17 protein-coding genes are annotated in these 17,347 nt (G+C 66.8%); 13 read left to right on the forward strand and 4 right to left on the reverse strand.

Going from position 1 to position 17,347, the window contains the following annotated elements:
* The first annotated feature begins 12 nt into the window (after positions 1-12).
* Positions 13-819 carry a YhfC family intramembrane metalloprotease gene (locus tag BMY06_RS15970; protein ID WP_065064716.1) on the forward strand — a complete coding sequence of 269 codons (807 nt, stop codon included), beginning with the start codon at positions 13-15 and terminating at the stop codon, positions 817-819.
* A 43-nt stretch (positions 820-862) separates the two neighbouring features.
* On the forward strand, positions 863-1,228 hold the full coding sequence (locus BMY06_RS15975) for a DUF3022 domain-containing protein (RefSeq protein WP_065064718.1): 366 nt from the start codon (positions 863-865) through the stop codon (positions 1,226-1,228).
* 44 nt (positions 1,229-1,272) lie between these two features.
* On the opposite strand, the gene BMY06_RS15980 is transcribed toward BMY06_RS15975, so the two are convergent.
* Positions 1,273-1,707 (reverse strand): PGDYG domain-containing protein, encoded by a 435-nt coding sequence (locus BMY06_RS15980; RefSeq protein WP_065064720.1) that lies wholly within the window; start codon positions 1,705-1,707, stop codon positions 1,273-1,275.
* Between the two features lie 210 nt (positions 1,708-1,917).
* Positions 1,918-2,466, reverse strand: coding sequence for a Spy/CpxP family protein refolding chaperone (locus tag BMY06_RS15985; RefSeq protein WP_074984106.1), 549 nt, complete (start codon positions 2,464-2,466; stop codon positions 1,918-1,920).
* 273 nt (positions 2,467-2,739) lie between these two features.
* On the opposite strand from BMY06_RS15985, the gene BMY06_RS15990 reads away from it, so the two are divergent.
* Both BMY06_RS15990 and BMY06_RS15995 read left to right on the forward strand, forming a co-directional pair.
* On the forward strand, positions 2,740-3,204 hold the full coding sequence (locus BMY06_RS15990) for an Lrp/AsnC family transcriptional regulator (protein ID WP_065064724.1): 465 nt from the start codon (positions 2,740-2,742) through the stop codon (positions 3,202-3,204).
* A 236-nt stretch (positions 3,205-3,440) separates the two neighbouring features.
* Positions 3,441-4,547 carry a saccharopine dehydrogenase family protein gene (locus tag BMY06_RS15995; RefSeq protein ID WP_065064726.1) on the forward strand — a complete coding sequence of 369 codons (1,107 nt, stop codon included), beginning with the start codon at positions 3,441-3,443 and terminating at the stop codon, positions 4,545-4,547.
* 48 nt (positions 4,548-4,595) lie between these two features.
* On the opposite strand, the gene BMY06_RS16000 is transcribed toward BMY06_RS15995, so the two are convergent.
* Entirely contained in the window at positions 4,596-5,177 is a 582-nt protein-coding gene (locus BMY06_RS16000) for a P-loop nucleotide/nucleoside kinase family protein (RefSeq protein WP_074984108.1), read from the reverse strand.
* The gene (gene cydX, locus BMY06_RS40175; protein ID WP_074984110.1) at positions 5,174-5,347 is read right to left on the reverse strand and encodes a cytochrome bd-I oxidase subunit CydX; all 174 of its coding nucleotides are present in this window, start codon (positions 5,345-5,347) and stop codon (positions 5,174-5,176) included. The genes BMY06_RS16000 and cydX overlap by 4 nt, the downstream gene beginning before the upstream one ends.
* Before the next feature lie 297 nt (positions 5,348-5,644).
* Here cydX and BMY06_RS16010 point away from each other — a divergent pair, with 297 nt between their 5' ends.
* The 9 genes from BMY06_RS16010 (at position 5,645) to BMY06_RS16050 (ending at position 16,956) form a co-directional block, all read left to right on the forward strand.
* Complete coding sequence (locus BMY06_RS16010; RefSeq protein WP_231957737.1) at positions 5,645-6,031, forward strand: hypothetical protein; 387 nt, start codon at positions 5,645-5,647, stop codon at positions 6,029-6,031.
* Positions 6,032-6,183: 152 nt separating this feature from the next.
* The gene (gene corA, locus BMY06_RS16015; RefSeq protein WP_065064734.1) at positions 6,184-7,161 is read left to right on the forward strand and encodes a magnesium/cobalt transporter CorA; all 978 of its coding nucleotides are present in this window, start codon (positions 6,184-6,186) and stop codon (positions 7,159-7,161) included.
* Between the two features lie 177 nt (positions 7,162-7,338).
* A complete protein-coding gene (locus BMY06_RS16020; RefSeq protein ID WP_074984113.1) occupies positions 7,339-8,295 on the forward strand; it encodes a sugar ABC transporter substrate-binding protein in 957 nt (318 codons plus the stop codon).
* 361 nt (positions 8,296-8,656) lie between these two features.
* Positions 8,657-10,333: a sugar ABC transporter ATP-binding protein gene (locus tag BMY06_RS16025; RefSeq protein ID WP_074984115.1), complete on the forward strand. Its 1,677-nt coding sequence runs from the start codon at positions 8,657-8,659 to the stop codon at positions 10,331-10,333.
* Positions 10,330-11,346, forward strand: a complete 1,017-nt coding sequence (locus tag BMY06_RS16030) for an ABC transporter permease (protein ID WP_065064740.1) — start codon at positions 10,330-10,332, stop codon at positions 11,344-11,346. Before BMY06_RS16025 ends, BMY06_RS16030 begins: the two co-directional genes overlap by 4 nt.
* A 276-nt stretch (positions 11,347-11,622) precedes the next feature.
* Positions 11,623-12,663 (forward strand): LacI family DNA-binding transcriptional regulator, encoded by a 1,041-nt coding sequence (locus BMY06_RS16035; protein WP_065064742.1) that lies wholly within the window; start codon positions 11,623-11,625, stop codon positions 12,661-12,663.
* A 147-nt stretch (positions 12,664-12,810) separates the two neighbouring features.
* Complete coding sequence (gene rbsK, locus BMY06_RS16040; protein WP_260400195.1) at positions 12,811-13,710, forward strand: ribokinase; 900 nt, start codon at positions 12,811-12,813, stop codon at positions 13,708-13,710.
* Between the two features lie 186 nt (positions 13,711-13,896).
* Positions 13,897-15,648, forward strand: coding sequence for a methyl-accepting chemotaxis protein (locus BMY06_RS16045; RefSeq protein ID WP_074984118.1), 1,752 nt, complete (start codon positions 13,897-13,899; stop codon positions 15,646-15,648).
* Between the two features lie 546 nt (positions 15,649-16,194).
* The gene (locus tag BMY06_RS16050) at positions 16,195-16,956 is read left to right on the forward strand and encodes a 2-keto-4-pentenoate hydratase (protein ID WP_074984120.1); all 762 of its coding nucleotides are present in this window, start codon (positions 16,195-16,197) and stop codon (positions 16,954-16,956) included.
* Positions 16,957-17,347 lie beyond the last annotated feature (391 nt).

Raw genomic sequence — 17,347 nt, forward strand, 5'->3', positions numbered from 1 at the left:
ACAAGGAAACCCATGCACGTAGATCCGGTCACGCTCGTCTGCCTGTCGCTCGCCACGCTGTTCGTCGCCGTTTTGCCCATTACCGTCTATCGCCGGCTGCGCAAGCCGTTCCGATTCGACTGGCGCGACACCATTTCCGGCGTCGCGGTGTTCGCCTTGTTTGCGACCGTGCTCGAACGCGGACTCAACGACTTCGTGCTGCATCAGAATCCGGCCACGGCGCAACTGTTCGAAAATCCGCTCGCCTTCGTGCTCTACGGCGCGCTCGCGGCGGGCGTCTGCGAGGAAGTGGGGCGCTACATCGCGATGCGCATGCTCGCGCGCCGCGGCGGCCGTCTGCCCAACACGCCCGTCGACAGCACGGGCCTCGCCTACGGCATCGGCCACGGCGGCGCGGAGGCTTGGTTCGTCGGCGTGCTCGTGCAGTTGCAGTGGATCTTCTTCGCGGTGCTCGCCAATCGCGGCGAGCTCGATACGCATCTGAGCAATCTCACGATGGATTCGGTGCTGCGCGTGCATCTGGTGCTCGCCACGCTGTCGCCGCTGCAGGCCGGCATTTTCGCGCTCGAACGCACGGCGGCCTTCGTGTTCCAGATCGGGCTGTCGGTGCTGATGTGGCGCGGCGTGCAGGCGGGACGCAAGTCGATCCTGCCGCTCGCGATCGTGCTGCACGCGCTGATCGACGTGCCCGCGGCGATGTTCCAGGCGCGCCTCGTGCCGCTCGTCGCCGTCGATGCGCTCTATGCGGTCGTGGCAGTCGCGGTGGCCGTCGTGCTGTTCCGCCGCTGCGCGCCCGGACGCCCCGCGCGCGCCGTCTGATAGAGTCCTGCACCGCAGCGCTTTTTCACTTTTTTGGTCAGCGATGGAAGACTATCTGTTTGAATGCGCGAGTCCCGATTTCGAGGAGCTCGCGCGCGTGATCGCCGATCTGTTTCCGGAACAGACGCGTTTTAGCGAGCAGCCCGCCGATAACGGCGCGCCGCTCCTCGTCGTGCATTGGGTGGCGATGCGCATGGGCGCCGCCGCGCGCCGCATGACGCTCTCGGTGGCCATCGCGCCCGCCGCGCTCGCGCGTTACCGCGCGCTGCCGCCGCGTTTGCGCGGACGCAGCTTCGCGGTGTTGCGCGCCTACGTGGAAGCGACCATCGGCTCGCTTGAGGAGCAGCATGCGAAGGGCGAGGAAACGCCGCGCGACGTGACGCTCGCGCTGGACGAAGAGTTTGCCTGAGCGCGACGGACGCCCAATGAAGCGACGAGCGACGAGCGCGTCGCTCAGTCCGCCAGCCGGTAGACCTTCGCAAAACGCGCGGCTTTGACGACGCCGTAATCGCCGGGTGCGTATTGCATGACCCAGTCGCCGGCCGCGCCGGTGAGGCGGTCGCCGCCCGCCGAGCGCACGATGGTGAACGGTTCGTCGATCCGTTTGGCGAGCACCACGGACGGGCGGTTGCGATACGCGCCGGGCGCGCCGTGCGCGAGCGCGGCATCGGCGGGCAGGTATTTCGGATCGAAACGGTCGCGCGAGACCACCCAGCGTTCGCCGGTTGCGCCGGTGATGATCGCGTCGCCTTGCGCGTAGCGGTTCGGGCCTTCGAGGCTCATCAGCTCGCCGGGCGCGGCGGCGAATTCGACCGTCACGGTTTCGTCCTTGACGACGCGTTGCGCGGCGGGATCGGTGGCGAGGTCGAGTTGGTTCAGTTCGATCATGGTGGCGGAAGGCGCAGAAAGCAGGGAAGCGGAAAACGACTGCCTGAAATATAGGCCAGAAAAGCGGCCCGCAAATACAGTCCGGAAATACCGTCCGGAAGCGCAGTCCAGAAATACAGAAAGGCCGGGCATGATGCCCGGCCTTCGCAGGTTCCGCAAGGCTTCGCCGCTTCGAGCCGTGGCCCTGCAGCGGCGCAGCCTCCAGCGAGCTTACTCGGCTGCCGGCGCGCTTGCGGCTTCCGCGCCGCTGGCTGCCGCTGCGGGCGCCTTCGACTTCGGCTTGCCCTTGTGCTTGCCGTGAGCCGGACCCTTCGCGCCCGGACCCGGGCCGCGGTGACGGAAGGTGGTGTCGGCGAGCTTCTTCTGTTCCGGCGAGAGGCTGGTGTAGAGCGGCTCGAAAGCCGTCACGAGCTTCTGCATGTCTTCGGCGTGCGCCTGGCTGATCTGCGCGTACTGCTTCATGTCGTCGAGCGCGTTACGCGACGTTTCGCTGTCCGCGCGCTGCTTGTACAGCGTGGCCATCGTCTCGCCGTTGTTGCGCATCGTGTCGGCGAACGCCTTCCATTGCGGCTCCTGCTCGGGCGTGATCTTCAGCGCCGAGTGCAGGTAAGCGATACGCTCTTCCACGCGTTGCTGATGCTGTGCAGCGCGCACGTCGGCACCCGACGCCGCAGCAGCCGCAGGCGTGGACGCGGCGGTTTGCGCGAACGCACCGCTCATGGACAGCGTAGCGGCCAGGATGACGAAAGCTTTCTTCATTGTTGCTCCTTGAATCTTCGTTTCGTAGCGAGTAGGCGCGTTACCCGGCAGCGAGGCCGGTAACAGCCGATATTAGTACCACGTTATCGTGTAAAAGCGGCTGCGATGCCACAACTGCTTACAAACGAAACGCTCCGAAATACCCTGAAATACGCAGTGCGCATCGCATTCCGCCTCGCATGAAGGTGGCGGCGTGCTTTCACTGTCGTGGCCACGCGCGCGATAATGGCGCGAGCTTCTTAACGTTTCTTCACATAGAGAGCCGCTTCCTCGATGAGACCGCCGCGCCTCGACCAACTCGACGACCTCGACCGCAGCCTCGTCGCGCTGCTGCAGGAAAACGCGCGCGAAAGCGTGGCCAATCTCGCGCGTCAGCTCGACGTCGCGCGCACCACGGTGCTCGCGCGCATCGCGCGGCTCGAACGCACGCAGGTGATCGCCGGTTATGGCGTGCGCCTGGGCCAGGACGTGCTCGACGCGAGCCTGCAGGCGTGGGTCGGACTGATCATCGCGCCGCGTCACGGGCCGGACGTGCAGAAGCGGCTCGGCAAGATGCCCGAGGTGCAGTTGCTCTGCGCGGTGAGCGGCGAATACGACTACGTGGCGTGGCTGCGCGCCGATTCGCCCGATCGGCTGAACGATCTGCTCGACCAGATCGGCGGCATGCAGGGCGTGGAGCGCACGACCACGTCGATCGTGCTCGCGCGCAAGATCGACCGCGGTACGGTGATGGGCTGAAACGGATTGGGGTGGATTGAAGCGGATTGAAGCGCACCGACGCGGTTTGCCGCGGCGCGTTTTTACGCTGTTTTTACCCTTTTTCGTCACTCTGACGAAAACCTTCGTCTAAATGACGAAAGTCGACGACAAAGCGCATCATTTTGCGCCTATCAACTGATTTTGCACCTCCCTAGACTGTCTGCGAACGGGCGCCGCAAGCCCATCGATCACAGAACATGAAAAGGAGAGGCGAGATGAAAGTCGCGATTGCAGGCGCCGGCCTGATTGGCCACACCATTGCTCACATGCTGCGCGAAACCGGCGACTACGAAGTGGCCGCGCTCGACCGCGATGCACGCGCGCTCGACGCGCTTTCGGCGCAGGGCATTCCCACCGTGCGCGTCGACTCCGCCGACGCCGCCGCGCTGCGCGGCGCGCTCGAAGGCTACGACGTGCTGATTAACGCGCTGCCGTATTACCTCGCCGTGAATGTCGCGTCAGCGGCCAAGGGTGCGGGCGTGCATTATTTCGATCTGACCGAGGACGTGCGCGCCACGCATGCGATCCGCGCGCTCGCCGAAGGCGCCGATCACGCGTTCATGCCGCAGTGCGGTCTCGCGCCGGGCTTTATCGGCATCGCGGCGCACGCGCTCGCGAGCCGCTTCACCGAGATCCGCGAAGTGAAAATGCGCGTCGGCGCGCTGCCGCAGTTTCCGACCAATGCGCTCAAATACAACCTCACGTGGAGCGTGGACGGTCTCATCAACGAATACTGCCAGCCCTGCGAAGCGATTCGCGACAGCCGCATGCAATGGGTGCAGCCGCTCGAAGGACTCGAACATTTTTCGCTCGACGGCGTCGAGTACGAGGCGTTCAACACCTCGGGCGGACTCGGCACGCTGTGCGAAACGCTGTCAGGCCGCGTGGAGTCGCTCGACTACAAGTCGGTGCGCTATCCGGGGCATCGCGCGCTGATGCAATTCCTGCTCGAGGATCTGCGTCTTTCCGGCGACCGCGACACGCTCAAGAACATCATGCGCCGCGCGATTCCGTCGACCGAGCAGGACGTCGTGCTGATCTTCATGACCGTCACCGGCATGCGCAACGGCCAGCTCGTGCAGGAAGTCTTCACGCGCAAGATCTTCGCGAAGACCGTCTGCGGCATGCCGATGAGCGCGATCCAGATCACCACGGCCGGTTCGATGTGCGCGGTGCTCGATCTGTTCCGCGAGAAGCGTCTGCCGCAAGCGGGCTTCGTGCGTCAGGAGCAGGTGTCGCTGCCGCAATTCCTCGCCAACCGCTTCGGTCAGGTGTACGAGGGCGCGACGCTCGATGCGCGTGCTCCGGCGGCGGTGGTCTAAGTCAGGTGGGAAGCAGAGGCGGCCGCGGCGTTCAGTCGGCGGCCGCCGTCACAACGATTGCAGGCGCTGCAATAGCGCGTCGTAGTCCGCGTCGGTGGGCGAGGTGGTGTCGAACGCGATCAGCGCGTCGAGTGCCGCGCCGACCGGGTCGATGCGGCGCTGCCGGTAATCGTCCCAATGCGCGAGCTTCCAGGCGTCGTCCGGATGGGCGCGCGCCACGATGCGGTGCTGTGCGGTCGCTTCGTCGCAGCGCACCCAGACGGCCGCCACTTTCACATCGGCGTCCACGCCCAGCCACGCACGATCGGTGAGACGCCGCTCACGCGCCTCGCGCGACAGCGGCGCGACCACCAGCACGCTCACGCCGAGTGCGAGATTCTCGCGGGCCGTGTCGAGCAGCCCCTGGTATTCGGGATCGCGCAGATGGTGGAGAAACAGCGGGCTGTCGCGGTCATGCGGGTCCTGACCGAGCGCGCTGAGCGTCGCGGCGCTCGTGCGGCCATAGAGCGTGTCCTTGTCGAGCAGGCAGAACGGTTCGCCCGTCGCGCGCGCCAGCGGGCCGATCAGGCGTTTGGCGAGCGAAGTTTTGCCCGTGCCGGCGTGACCGCACACCATCACGAGTCTCGTCACGAACGGCTTTCCGGTGCTGCCGGCACACGGGCGCGGCCATCGTCGCCGCTGGAGGCCGGGGTGTCGCCGGGCCGCTCGAAGAACTTGCCGTTCGCATCGAGCCACATCACGTTGATGATGCCGAAGCCGAGCGCGACGCCAATGCCGAGTATCCACGTGAAATACCACATCGCTCGCGTCCTCCTGCGGGTGCCCGATGAATTTCGGGACAGCATACTCCATCGCCGCGCGCCTCGTGCCGCCGCGCGTATATCATGGGACCGCACGCGAACATCGCGACATCGGCCTGACCGGCCGGTCGCGCATCACCGGCGAATGACAGAACAAACGAGGGGAGAGCGTCCATGCGAGCGAGCGGAGTGAGCGTGTCGTCGTCGGGGAGCGGGGCGGGAGGCAGGATGCGCAACCGGCGGGCGTCGCTTGCCGCGGTCTCGTGCGCCGCCCTGACAGTGGCGCTGAGTCTGCTCATGTGCCTGACGCTCGGCGGCTGCGCCGAGGAGCGCGCGGCCGCCGCGCCGTTCAAGCCGGTCCCGGCCGCACGCATCCTCAAGCCCGGCTACACCACGCCCGGCGAAGGGCTCGTGGCCGTGGACGTGCGTCGCGAGCGCACCGGCAACGTGATCGTCAAATTCCGCGACGCGCCCGTCTACCTCGACGGCGAGCGCGTCACCGACCTGATGGACGGCGAGCACGTCACGTTCTACCTGAAACCCGGCGTGCACCGCATCGGCGTCTCGACGCAGTTCGATCCGGTCGTCGAACTGCGTTTTCTCGTCGACGCCCGTTATACGAGCTTCGCCAGCGTAACGTTCGACAAGGATCATCGGATCGGCATCCGGCGCGTGCCGCACTGAGGCGCCGCACTGACCCGGGCGCGGAACCTGCTAGCCAGCGGCCTGGTCAATCCAGCGCTTACACTGGGAACCGCTTCAGCGAAACGATTCAACTTCAGGACGAGCGGCTTGCAAAGCTTTCAGTTTCCGCACGCCGCCAGGACGAACACGACATGCTCATCAATTGCGCCGCGTATCAGGGCGGCAAGAAACTGGCCGACATCGATGTCGAGGCCATCAGCGACTATCTGCAGAAACCGGAGTGCTTCGTCTGGGTCGCACTCAAGGATCCCGACGCGGGCGAGATGGCCGCGATGCAGGAGGAATTCGGGCTGCACGTGCTCGCGATCGAAGACGTGATGAACGGCAACCAGCGCCCGAAGATCGAGGAATACGGCGACACGCTGTTCGCGGTGTTCCACACGATCGAACTCGACGCCGACAGCGAACTCGTGACCGGCCAGGTCAACGTGTTCGCGGGCAAGAATTTCGTGCTCTCGGTGCGCCACCGCGCGCAGCAGGGTTTCACCGACGTGCGCGCGCGCTGCGAGCGCGAGCCGGAACTGCTCAGCGAAGGCTCGGGTTTCGTGCTCTACGCGCTGATGGACAGCGTGGTCGATCGCTACATGCCGGTGCTCGAATCGCTCGCGAGCGAAATCGAGGAACTGGAGGACCGCATCTTCGAGAAGCACAATCTCGCGGCCTCGCGCGCCATCATCGAAGATCTCTATTCGCTCAAGCGCCGTTTCGTGATCTTCCAGCATCACGTCACGCCGCTGCTCGACGCCGTCGGCAAGCTGATCGGCGGGCGCATTCCGCAGATCTGCGCGGGCATGCAGGCGTATTATCGCGACGTGTACGACCACCTCGTGCGCCTGTCCAACACGATCGACGCGCGCCGCGAAATGATCGTCACGGCGATCCAGGTGAATCTCGGCATGATTTCGCTCGCCGAGAACGAGGTGACCAAGCGGCTCGGCTCGTTCGCGGCCCTGTTCGCCGTGCCGACCATGATTGCGGGTATCTACGGGATGAACTTCGAACGCATTCCCGAGCTACATTACAAATACGGCTACGAAACCTGTCTGGCCGTGATGGCCGGCATCGACATCGTGCTGTACTTTCTGTTCCGCCGCGGCGGGTGGCTCTGAGTCAAACTCCGGGTCAAACCGCCGCCAGGACGGGTGGCCGCATGGCAGGACTGAAGGCGTAACACGCAGAGAAGAGAAGGACCGGCATCCCGTCCACCGTTTCGGGATGCTTGCAAACGTTTGCGCATAACCAGAAATACGGCCCGCACCGGGCCAGACAAACCGGAGACACAAACGATGAACTTCCGCATCCGCCGTCGCGTGCTGTGCACGGCCGTCGCCCTCGCCACCGTCGCGCTCACGCCGCTCGCCGCTCATGCGCAGGCGGCGGCCCACAAGCCCAAGGTCGCGCTCGTCATGAAGTCGCTCGCCAACGAGTTCTTCCTGACCATGGAAAACGGCGCGAAGGACTACCAGAAGCACAACGCCGGCGCCTTCGACCTCGTCACCAACGGCATCAAGAACGAAACCGATACGGCCGCGCAGATCCAGATCGTCGAGCAGATGATCGTCTCGAAGGTCGACGCCATCGTGCTCGCGCCCGCCGACTCGAAAGCGCTCGTGCCGGTCGTGAAGAAGGCCGTGGACGCGGGCATCATCGTCGTGAACATCGACAACCGGCTCGATCCCGACGTGCTCAAGTCGAAGAACCTGAACGTGCCGTTCGTCGGGCCGGACAACCGCAAGGGCGCGCGCCTCGTCGGCGACTACCTCGCGAAGAAGCTCAAGGCGGGCGACCAGGTGGGCATCGTGGAAGGCGTGTCGACGACCACCAACGCGCAGCAGCGCACGGCCGGCTTCAAGGACGCGATGGACGCGCTCGGCGCGAAGATCGTGTCCACCCAGTCGGGCGAGTGGGAAATCGACAAGGGCAATGCGGTGGCCTCGGCCATGCTCAACGAGTATCCCGACCTGAAGGCGCTGCTCTGCGGTAACGACAACATGGCGATCGGCGCGGTCTCGGCCGTGCGCGCGGCGGGCAAGCAGGGCAAGGTCTACGTGGTGGGCTACGACAACATCGACGCCATCAAGCCGATGCTCAAGGACGGCCGCGTGCTCGCGACCGCCGACCAGTACGCCGCCAAACAGGCCGTGTTCGGCATCGATACCGCCCTCAAGGCCATCAAGGAGCACAAGAAGCAATCCGATCTGTCGGGCGTGGTGGAAACGCCCGTGGTGCTGGTCACGAAGTAAGCGCCGTGCATGGCGCGCGGCGCGCACACGCTATGCATGCCGAATTTTCGGCGTGCATAACGGTGCAACCGACGCGCGGCGATTTCCCGGTGCGGCGGGCGCGCGGCCATTCTTCATACTTTTCGTGCAATAAGCGCTCAAGAAAGCTGCGGCGCCGCCGTTATTTCGTCGGTGATGGGCGCGTGTGCATCCGGGCAGCGAGAAGGCCCGTTTTCCCGCGCCGTCGCCTGACGATGTCCGGGCCAGCCGCCCGGCGTCGCAACCGCGGGATCGTCCGGATGGCAACCGCCCGGACGCGCCGACGGAACCACGAGGCGTGCCCGCGGACCTGGGCGGCGCAGCCCGCGACTACAGGATCGTGATGGATGCAATTGCCCCCGACACCCACCCGGTAGCCACGGCCGACGCCGTGCTGACGGTCAAGGGCGTCGGCAAGACCTACGAGCAGCCCGTACTCGCCGACGTCAGCCTTGCGCTGCACGCCGGCGAGGTGCTTGCGCTCACGGGCGAGAACGGCGCAGGCAAAAGCACGCTTTCGAAGATCGTGGGCGGCCTGACCGCGCCGAGCGCCGGTGCGATGACGCTGGGCGGGCAGACTTACGCGCCCGCGAGCCGCAACGACGCCGAGGCGCTCGGCGTGCGCATGGTGATGCAGGAGCTGAACCTGCTGCCGACGCTGTCGGTCGCGGAGAACCTGTTTCTGAACCGGCTGCCGCGTTCGCGCGGCTTCGGTGCGCTGGGCTGGACGGGATGGATCGATCGCGCGCGCCTGCGCGAGGACGCACGCGCCGCGATGGCCCAGGTCGGACTGGAGGCGATCGACCCGGACACGCTCGTGGGCGAACTCGGGATCGGCCATCAGCAGCTCGTGGAGATCGCGCGCAATCTGATCGTCGACGAAACGCAGGGCGGTGCGCCGCTGCGCGTGCTCATCCTCGACGAACCGACGGCGATGCTCACGGGCCGCGAAGTCGAATTGCTGTTCGAGCAGATCGCGCGGCTCAAGGCGCGCGGCGTGGCGCTCGTCTATATCTCGCACCGGCTCGAAGAGCTGGAGCGCATCGCGCAGCGTGTGGCGGTGTTGCGTGACGGCCGCCTCGTGCGCGTCGACGCGATGGCGAATCTCACGCCCGAGCGCATCGTCGCGCTGATGGTGGGACGCGAGCTGGGCGAGCAGATCGATCTGGGCGAGCGGCGCATCGGCGCGCCCTTGCTCAAGGTGGACGGTTTGAGCCGGGCGAACGCGGTGCGCGACGTCTCGTTCGAGGTGCGCGCCGGTGAGATTTTCGGCGTGTCGGGATTGATCGGCGCGGGCCGCACGGAGTTGATGCGCCTGATCTACGGCGCCGATACGAAAGAGCGCGGCACGGTGGCGCTCGCGGGCAAGGACGGCGGCGCGCCGCAGCCGGTGAAGATCGATTCGCCCGTGGAGGCGGTGCGCCACGGCATCGCGCTCATCACCGAAGATCGCAAGGGCGAAGGGCTGCTGCTGCCGCAATCGGTCGCGGCCAACGTGTCGCTCGGCAACGTGGGCGCGGTGGCGCGGTATGGCGTCGTGGACGCGGCGCGCGAAAACGCGCTGGCGCGCACGCAGATCGAGGCGCTGCGCATCCGCACGGCCGGTCCCGGCCAGCCGGTGGGCGAGCTGTCGGGCGGCAACCAGCAGAAGGTCGTGATCGGCCGCTGGCTCGCGCGGCGCATCAACAGCGACGTGCGCGTGCTGCTGTTCGACGAGCCGACGCGCGGCATCGACGTCGGCGCGAAGTTCGACATCTATGCGCTGATGGGCGCACTGGCGCGCGAAGGCCGCGCGCTCGTGGTGGTGTCGAGCGATCTGCGCGAACTGATGCTGATTTGCGACCGCATCGGCGTGATGTCGGCAGGCAGGATGACGGGGATTTTCGCGCGCGGCGCGTGGAGTCAGGACGCGCTGCTCGGCGCCGCCTTCGCGGGCTATCGCGCCGAGGACGCCATGCTCGCGGCCGATCTGCCGGCCGCCGGCGACGTGCACACAGACGCAGGAGGTAGCGCTTCATGACGAACGGACCGTTGCGCGAACCGGCAACGAATCAGCCCGCGCCGCAAGCCGCGAGCGGCAAGCCCGCGGGCACGCGTTTCGGCTTCTCGAACTACCTCGGGCTGGCGCTCGCGCTGGTCGCGATGATCGTACTGTTCTCGCTGTTGAGTTCGCACTTCCTGACATACGATACGTTCAGTACGATCGCGAACCAGATTCCCGATCTCGTCGTGATGTCGGTGGGCATGACCTTCGTGCTGATCATCGCGGGCATCGATCTGTCCGTGGGCTCGGTGCTTGCGCTGGGCGCGTCGGTCGTGAGCGTCGCGGCGCTCAAATGGGGACTCGGCGCGCTGCCTTCCGCCGTGCTCGGCGTGCTGGCCGCGGCGGCCACGGGCACGCTCACGGGCGCGGTCACGGTGGGCTGGCGGATTCCGTCGTTCATCGTGTCGCTGGGCGTGCTGGAAGCCGCGCGCGGCTTCGCGTACCAGATGACGAATTCGCGCACGGCCTATATCGGCGACGCATTCGATTTTCTCTCGAATCCGATCGCGTTCGGCATCTCGCCCGCGTTCCTGATCGCCGTCGCGGTCATGGTGATCGCGCAGCTGGTGCTCACGCGCACGGTGTTCGGCCGCTATCTGATTGGTATCGGTACCAACGAGGAAGCGGTGCGGCTCGCGGGCGTCGATCCGCGGCCCTACAAGGTGATCGTGTTCGCGCTGATGGGCGCGCTGTCCGGGCTCGCGGCGCTGTTTCAGGTGTCGCGCCTCGAAGCCGCCGATCCGAACGCGGGCGTCGGGCTGGAGCTGCAGGTGATCGCGGCCGTGGTGATCGGCGGCACGAGTCTGATGGGCGGGCGCGGTTCGGTGATCAGCACGTTTTTCGGCGTGTTGATCATCTCCGTGCTGGCGGCGGGGCTTGCGCAGATCGGCGCGAACGAGCCGACCAAACGCATCATCACCGGCGCGGTGATCGTGGTGGCGGTGGTGCTCGATACGTATCGCAGCCGGCGCGGCAAACGCAAGGCTTGATGGGCGTCGGAAGGGAATCGGAAAAGTATCGACTAGCCGTGCAATGCAGCATCGACGGAAAAACCAGCCGGAACCGGCAGCAACAGATGAAGCGATAAAAGCGGTAGACGAACGCTGCGCGCGCAACCAGGCGCGGCGCGACGGCTCGGACCGCGGCAAGAAGAAGACATTCGAGGGCGTGCCCGCGCATTGGACCAGCGCGGGCGACGAGAGCAATCACCGCCGCGTGGCGGCAGCAGTAGCAAACGGCAGCACGAAGCAGGAGCAACATACAAGATGGCGACGATCAAGGATGTAGCCGCAGTGGCGGGGGTGTCTTTTACGACGGTGTCGCATGTGGTGAACAATTCGCGTCCGGTCTCGGCGGACGTGCGGGCCAAGGTCGAGCGCGCGATACGCGAGCTCAACTACGTGCCGTCGGCGGTCGCGCGCTCGCTCAAGGCGCGCTCGACCGCGACGATCGGGCTCGTCGTGCCGAACGGAACGAATCCGTATTTCGCGGAGCTGGCGCGCGGCGTCGAGGACGGCTGTGCGAAGAAAGGCTACTGCGTGTTCTTCTGCAATTCCGACGACGATCCCGTAAAGCAGCGCAACTATCTGCGCGTGCTGCAGGAAAAGCGCATCGACGGGCTGATCGTGGCCTCGGCGGGCGACGACGCGGTGCTTGCGGCGACGCTCGGCGACACCCGCGAGCCGATCGTGGTGGTGGACCGCAACATCGAAGGGCTCAACGCCGATCTGGTGCAGATCGATCACGAGCGCGGCGCGTGGCTCGCGACGCGCCATCTGATCGAACTGGGTCACGCGAACATCGGCTGCATCACCGGGCCGATCACGACGGCGGTCAGCGCGATGCGCATGCACGGTTTCCTGCGCGCGATGGCCGAACGCGGCATCGAGATCGCGCCGGGCGCGATCGTCGAAGCGGATTTTTCGGGTGCGGGCGGTTATCGCGCCGCGGCCCAGCTGTTCGACACGGTGCGCCCGAGCGCGATCTTCGCGGGCAACGACATGATGGGCATCGGCGCGCTGCGGGCGGCGGCGGAACGCGGCTTGCGCGTGCCGGCCGACTGCTCGATCATCGGTTTCGACGACATCGAACTGGGCAATTTCACGTGGCCAGCACTCTCGACGGTCGGGCAGCCCGCCCGCGCGCTCGGCGAAATGGCGGCGCTCACGCTGATCGAGCGCATCGGCGGCGAGCCGCGCGCGCGCGATGGCGTGTCGGTGCTGCGCCGCGTGATCGCGCCGGAACTGATGCCGCGCGAATCGACGGCGCCGTGGTGCGCGCCGGCGTCGGCATCGCTGGCGGCCTGACGCGGAACGTCGCGACGACGTCCTCGCCGCAGGCGCAGCCGCAGCAGCGGCCACTGCACAGGAGGGGACACAGTGACGACTCACGCAAGCCCGAACGCAGCTGACACTGCACACACTGCACCGACGACGACGGCGGGACGCGTCGCCGTGGTCGGCAGCCTGAACATGGATCTGGTCGCGCGTGCGCCGCGTCTGCCGCGCGCGGGCGAGACGCTGGCCGGCAGCGCGTTCGCGCAGGTGGCGGGCGGCAAGGGCGGCAATCAGGCCGTGGCGGCCGCGCGACTGGGTGCGCGCGTGGCGATGGTGGGCTGCGTGGGCGCCGACGCCAACGGCGAACTGCTGCGCGCGGGACTGCTTGCGGAGGGTATCGACTGCGATGCGCTCGATACCTCGCCCGATGCGCCGACCGGCGTCGCGCTGATCGTGGTCGACGAGACGAGCCAGAACGCCATTGTCATCGTCGCGGGCAGCAACGGGCAGGTGACGCCCGCGACGCTCGCCCGTCACGAAGCGGCGCTCGCGGCGGCGGACGTCGTGGTCTGTCAGCTCGAAACGCCCACCGACGCGGTGCATGCCGCGCTCGCGACCGCCCGCCGTCTGGGCAAACTCACTATCCTCAATCCCGCGCCCGCGATCGGTCCGTTACCCGCCGGCTGGCTGCCGCTCGTCGATTACCTCGTCCCCAACGAACTCGAAGCATCCGCGCTCACGGGTCTGACGATCGACACCCCCGAGGACGCCGCACGCGCCGCACAGGCACTGCGCCAGGCGGGCGCGCGCAACGTGCTGGTGACACTCGGCGCGCAGGGCGTGTGCGCACTGCTCGGCGACGCCGCGCCGCAACACTGGCCCGCGCCGCGCGTGGCGGCCGTGGACACGACCGCCGCCGGCGACACCTTTATCGGCGCGCTGGCCGCCCAGCTCGCGGCGGGCGTGACCGCCGAGCCCGCGATCCAGTTCGCCCTGCGCGCGGCCTCGCTGTCCGTCACGCGCGCGGGCGCGCAGCCTTCGATTCCCACCCTCGCGGAAGTCAGTCCCGCAGGCTGAAAATGGGCCTTCCAGGAGGCGTCCTGTGGTTCCGGTTTTGTAAATACGGGGCCAGCGGATTTTCGCCTAATCTTCATACCATATAACTATTTCAAGCTCTTCAAACGTTTGCCGTAAACGAAATTAGTGCAGTTATTCAAATTTCGGGGCGGATCACCCGCCTCACGGCAGCAGGCAAGGAGAGCCATGAACAAGGGCATCAGCATCAAGGCACGCATCGGCATCACGATGGGTTTTCTCGCAGCACTCATCGTTGCGATCAGCGCGGTGGGGATGCTCGGTCTCTCGCGTTCGAACGACGCGTACCGCAACACTTTTAGCAACCAGATGCCGAGCAGCCGCGCGGTGAACATGTCGGAGATCTATGCGGCGCGCGAGCGTCTCGCGCTCGACCGCGCGGCGTTCCAGATCGGCACGCCGGACGCGGCCACCACGATCGAACGCGCACGCGCCATGCGCGGCATCTCGGACGACTTCTGGAAGAAATACCTGAACCTGCCGCGCGACGCAGACGAAGACCGTCTCGCCCAGGACGTGGCCGCGCGCCGCGACGCGCTGCATCAGATCGCCGACAGTTTCGGGGCGATCGTGGCGGCAGGCGACCAGAGCAAGGTGCTCGACGGCGCGAAGGCGCTGCAGGCGGCCTATGACCAGCTTTCGAAGGCGGACTCCGCACTCGACAAGTTCCAGATCCAGCAGGCCCAGCAAGGCTACGACGAGGCGCAGACGGCGTTCAGCGAACTGCGTATTGCGGCCATCGTCGCGCTGCTGGTCGGCATTGGCGCGTCGGTGTTCTCGTTCCTCTCGCTGCGCCGCGCGATTTCCGAGCCGCTCGGCGAAGCGCTGGGCGCGTTTTCGGCGATCGCGGCCGGCGATCTGCGCCGCCCGGTCGTGGTGCGCTCGCGTGACGAAATGGGCGAACTGCTCGGCGGCGTCGCGCAGATGCAGCGCAGCCTGACGGATACGGTGCGCTCGGTGCGCGCCGGCACGGAATCGATCGCCACGGCCACGCGCCAGATCGCGGCGGGCAACATCGACCTCTCGTCGCGCACGGAGGAGCAGGCGTCGGCGCTGCAGGAGACCGCGTCGAGCATGGAGCAACTGACCGGCACGGTGAAGCAGAACGCCGACAACGCCCGCCAGGCGAGCGCGCTGGCCGCGAACGCCTCGGAAATCGCCAACAAGGGCAGCTCGGTCGTGAGCCAGGTCGTGGGCACGATGGGCGACATCAACCAAAGCTCGGCGAAGATCTCCGACATCATCACGATCATCGAAGGCATCGCGTTCCAGACCAACATTCTGGCGCTCAACGCGGCCGTGGAAGCGGCGCGCGCGGGCGAGGAAGGCCGCGGCTTCGCCGTGGTCGCGGGCGAGGTGCGCAGCCTGGCGCAGCGTTCGTCGGCGGCGGCGAAGGAAATCAAGGCGCTGATCGACACCTCGGTCGAGCGCGTGCAGGCGGGTTCGGCGCTCGTCGACGAAGCGGGCCGCACGATGACGGAAATCATCGGCGCGGTGCAGCGCGTGACGGACATCATGGGTGAGATCGCGGCGGCGTCGCAGGAGCAGTCGAGCGGCATCGACCAGGTCGCGCGCGCGGTCACGCAGATGGACGAGGTGACGCAGCAGAACGCGGCGCTCGTCGAGGAAGCGGCGGCGGCGGCGCAATCGCTCGAAGACCAGGCGAGCCGTCTGCGTGCGGCCGTGGCCGTGTTCTCGCTCGACGACAGCGGCAGCCCGGCTGCGTCGATGGGCTCGTTCGGTTCGACGAGCACGAAGGTGACGTCGAAGCCGGTCGTGCGTGCGGCGGCGAAGCCGGCCGCGAAGGCCGCGCCGCGCGCGTCGGCTCCGGCGCCGGCTGCGCGTCCTGCGGCCGCGCCCGCGGCCGCGGCCGCAGCGCCGGTGGCAGCTGGTTCGAACGACGATTGGGAAACCTTCTGATCGCCGCCGGCCGTCATTGCACCGATGGCGCCTCGATAACACACCGATAGCGCGTTGATCACGCGTTGATCGCGTCCCGATGACGTCCGTATCGGCACACAACGATCGCCCGACACGCCGCTGCCTCGCAGCGGCGTTTTTTTCGCCTGTGCGGCCCGCACACGCGCCTCGCGGTCGTGCTTACGGTACATTGTGAGCCGTGTCACGCACGCCGGCAGGGACGCGCGGTACACTGCGCGGCAGCCTCGCAGAAACGGGGCGCAAAGACGGGCGCAACGCGCGGTGTGATGCCAACGGCGCCGCACCACGCGCATGTCGGCACGTCGGCACGAGCCCGGCTGAAACGCATGGCCGGAACCAACGGGGTAGCGCTGCGGTCAGGCAAGAGCGCCAGGGAGGGCGCACCGCGTCGCTGCGCAACACAATCGAGCGGCGCAATGGACGGCATGCGCGCCGCGTCGCACCGCAACCCGGCAGATGACGGAACGCTGCGGCAATGCGCGCCGCGCTTGCCGCAGCGCGAACGGACAAAAAAAGGACCCAGACATGACGCATGACGATCTCGCGCAACGCCTCGTGAACGCGCGCCACCGCCATCAGCTCATCGCGACGCTGGAGCCCGAGCGCCTGCCGCCCGACGCCGCCACGGCCTACGCGATCCAGCAGGCGGTCATCGCCGGTCTCGGCAAGGGCACGGGCGGCTGGAAAATCGGTGCGCGCTCGCCCGGCGCCGCCGCGTCCGGCGCGCCGATTCCGGGCGCGCTCGTGCTGCCGTCGCCCGCGCGCGTCGAGCGCCAGAACTTCTTTCGCGTGCTCGTCGAACTGGAGATCGCGTTCCGTTTCGCGGAGCCGCTCGCGCCGCGCGCCGACGTCTACTCGCGCGACGAAGTGCTCGCGCACGTCGGGCAGATCCTGCCCACCATCGAAATCGTCGACAGCCGCTTCGCCGAATGGCCGAACGTCGCGCCGCTCGCGCAACTCGCCGACTTCCAGAACAACGGCGCGCTGATCACGGGCCACGCGCAGCCCTATGCCACGCTCGCACGCGCGCTCGACTTTGTCGCCCCCGAACTCGAACTGAGTTTCGACGGCGCCTCGCTCGTGCCCGAAGCGCCCGGCAATCCGGCCGGCGATCCGCGCGAACTGCTGGTGTGGTTCGTCAATCATTGCGCGGCGTCGGGCATCACCATCGAGCCCGAGTGGACCATCACCACGGGTTCTTACGTAGGGGCGCACCGCATCGAAGGTCCGGGCCTGCTGCACGGACATATCGATGGTCTCGGCGAGGTCGAAATCGAGTTCGTCTGATCAAGGGACAAGGGGTTTCCCCGAGTCCTCGAAGCCACTCTGACAAAGGGCCGTCGCGCATACTGCGTGACGGCCTTTTTTGTTGCCGCTCGCTTGCACAATGCGCGCACTATGCCCGCTCAAAGCCCGGCACTTTGCACCGCGATTGCGCATGAAAATCACCGGCAAAGCCACTACTGACGATAGGGGCAGTTTGCGCGCGATTTCAGCGCGTTTTCCGTCGTGCGCCAGCGCACTCACGCACGCGCGACAATGCGCGGCAGGTCACTGACGCGGGTGTTTTCGACGCGTAAAACGGGAAAAAATTAGCGATGACGTGTGCGGACAACAGGCTCGTCATAGGGCGTTACAAGGAGTTTGATGCGGCGTGTGCACGCGTTGCGCGCCAAAG

It is taken from the genome of Paraburkholderia tropica, from assembly GCF_900109265.1.
Lineage (GTDB): Bacteria > Pseudomonadota > Gammaproteobacteria > Burkholderiales > Burkholderiaceae > Paraburkholderia > Paraburkholderia tropica.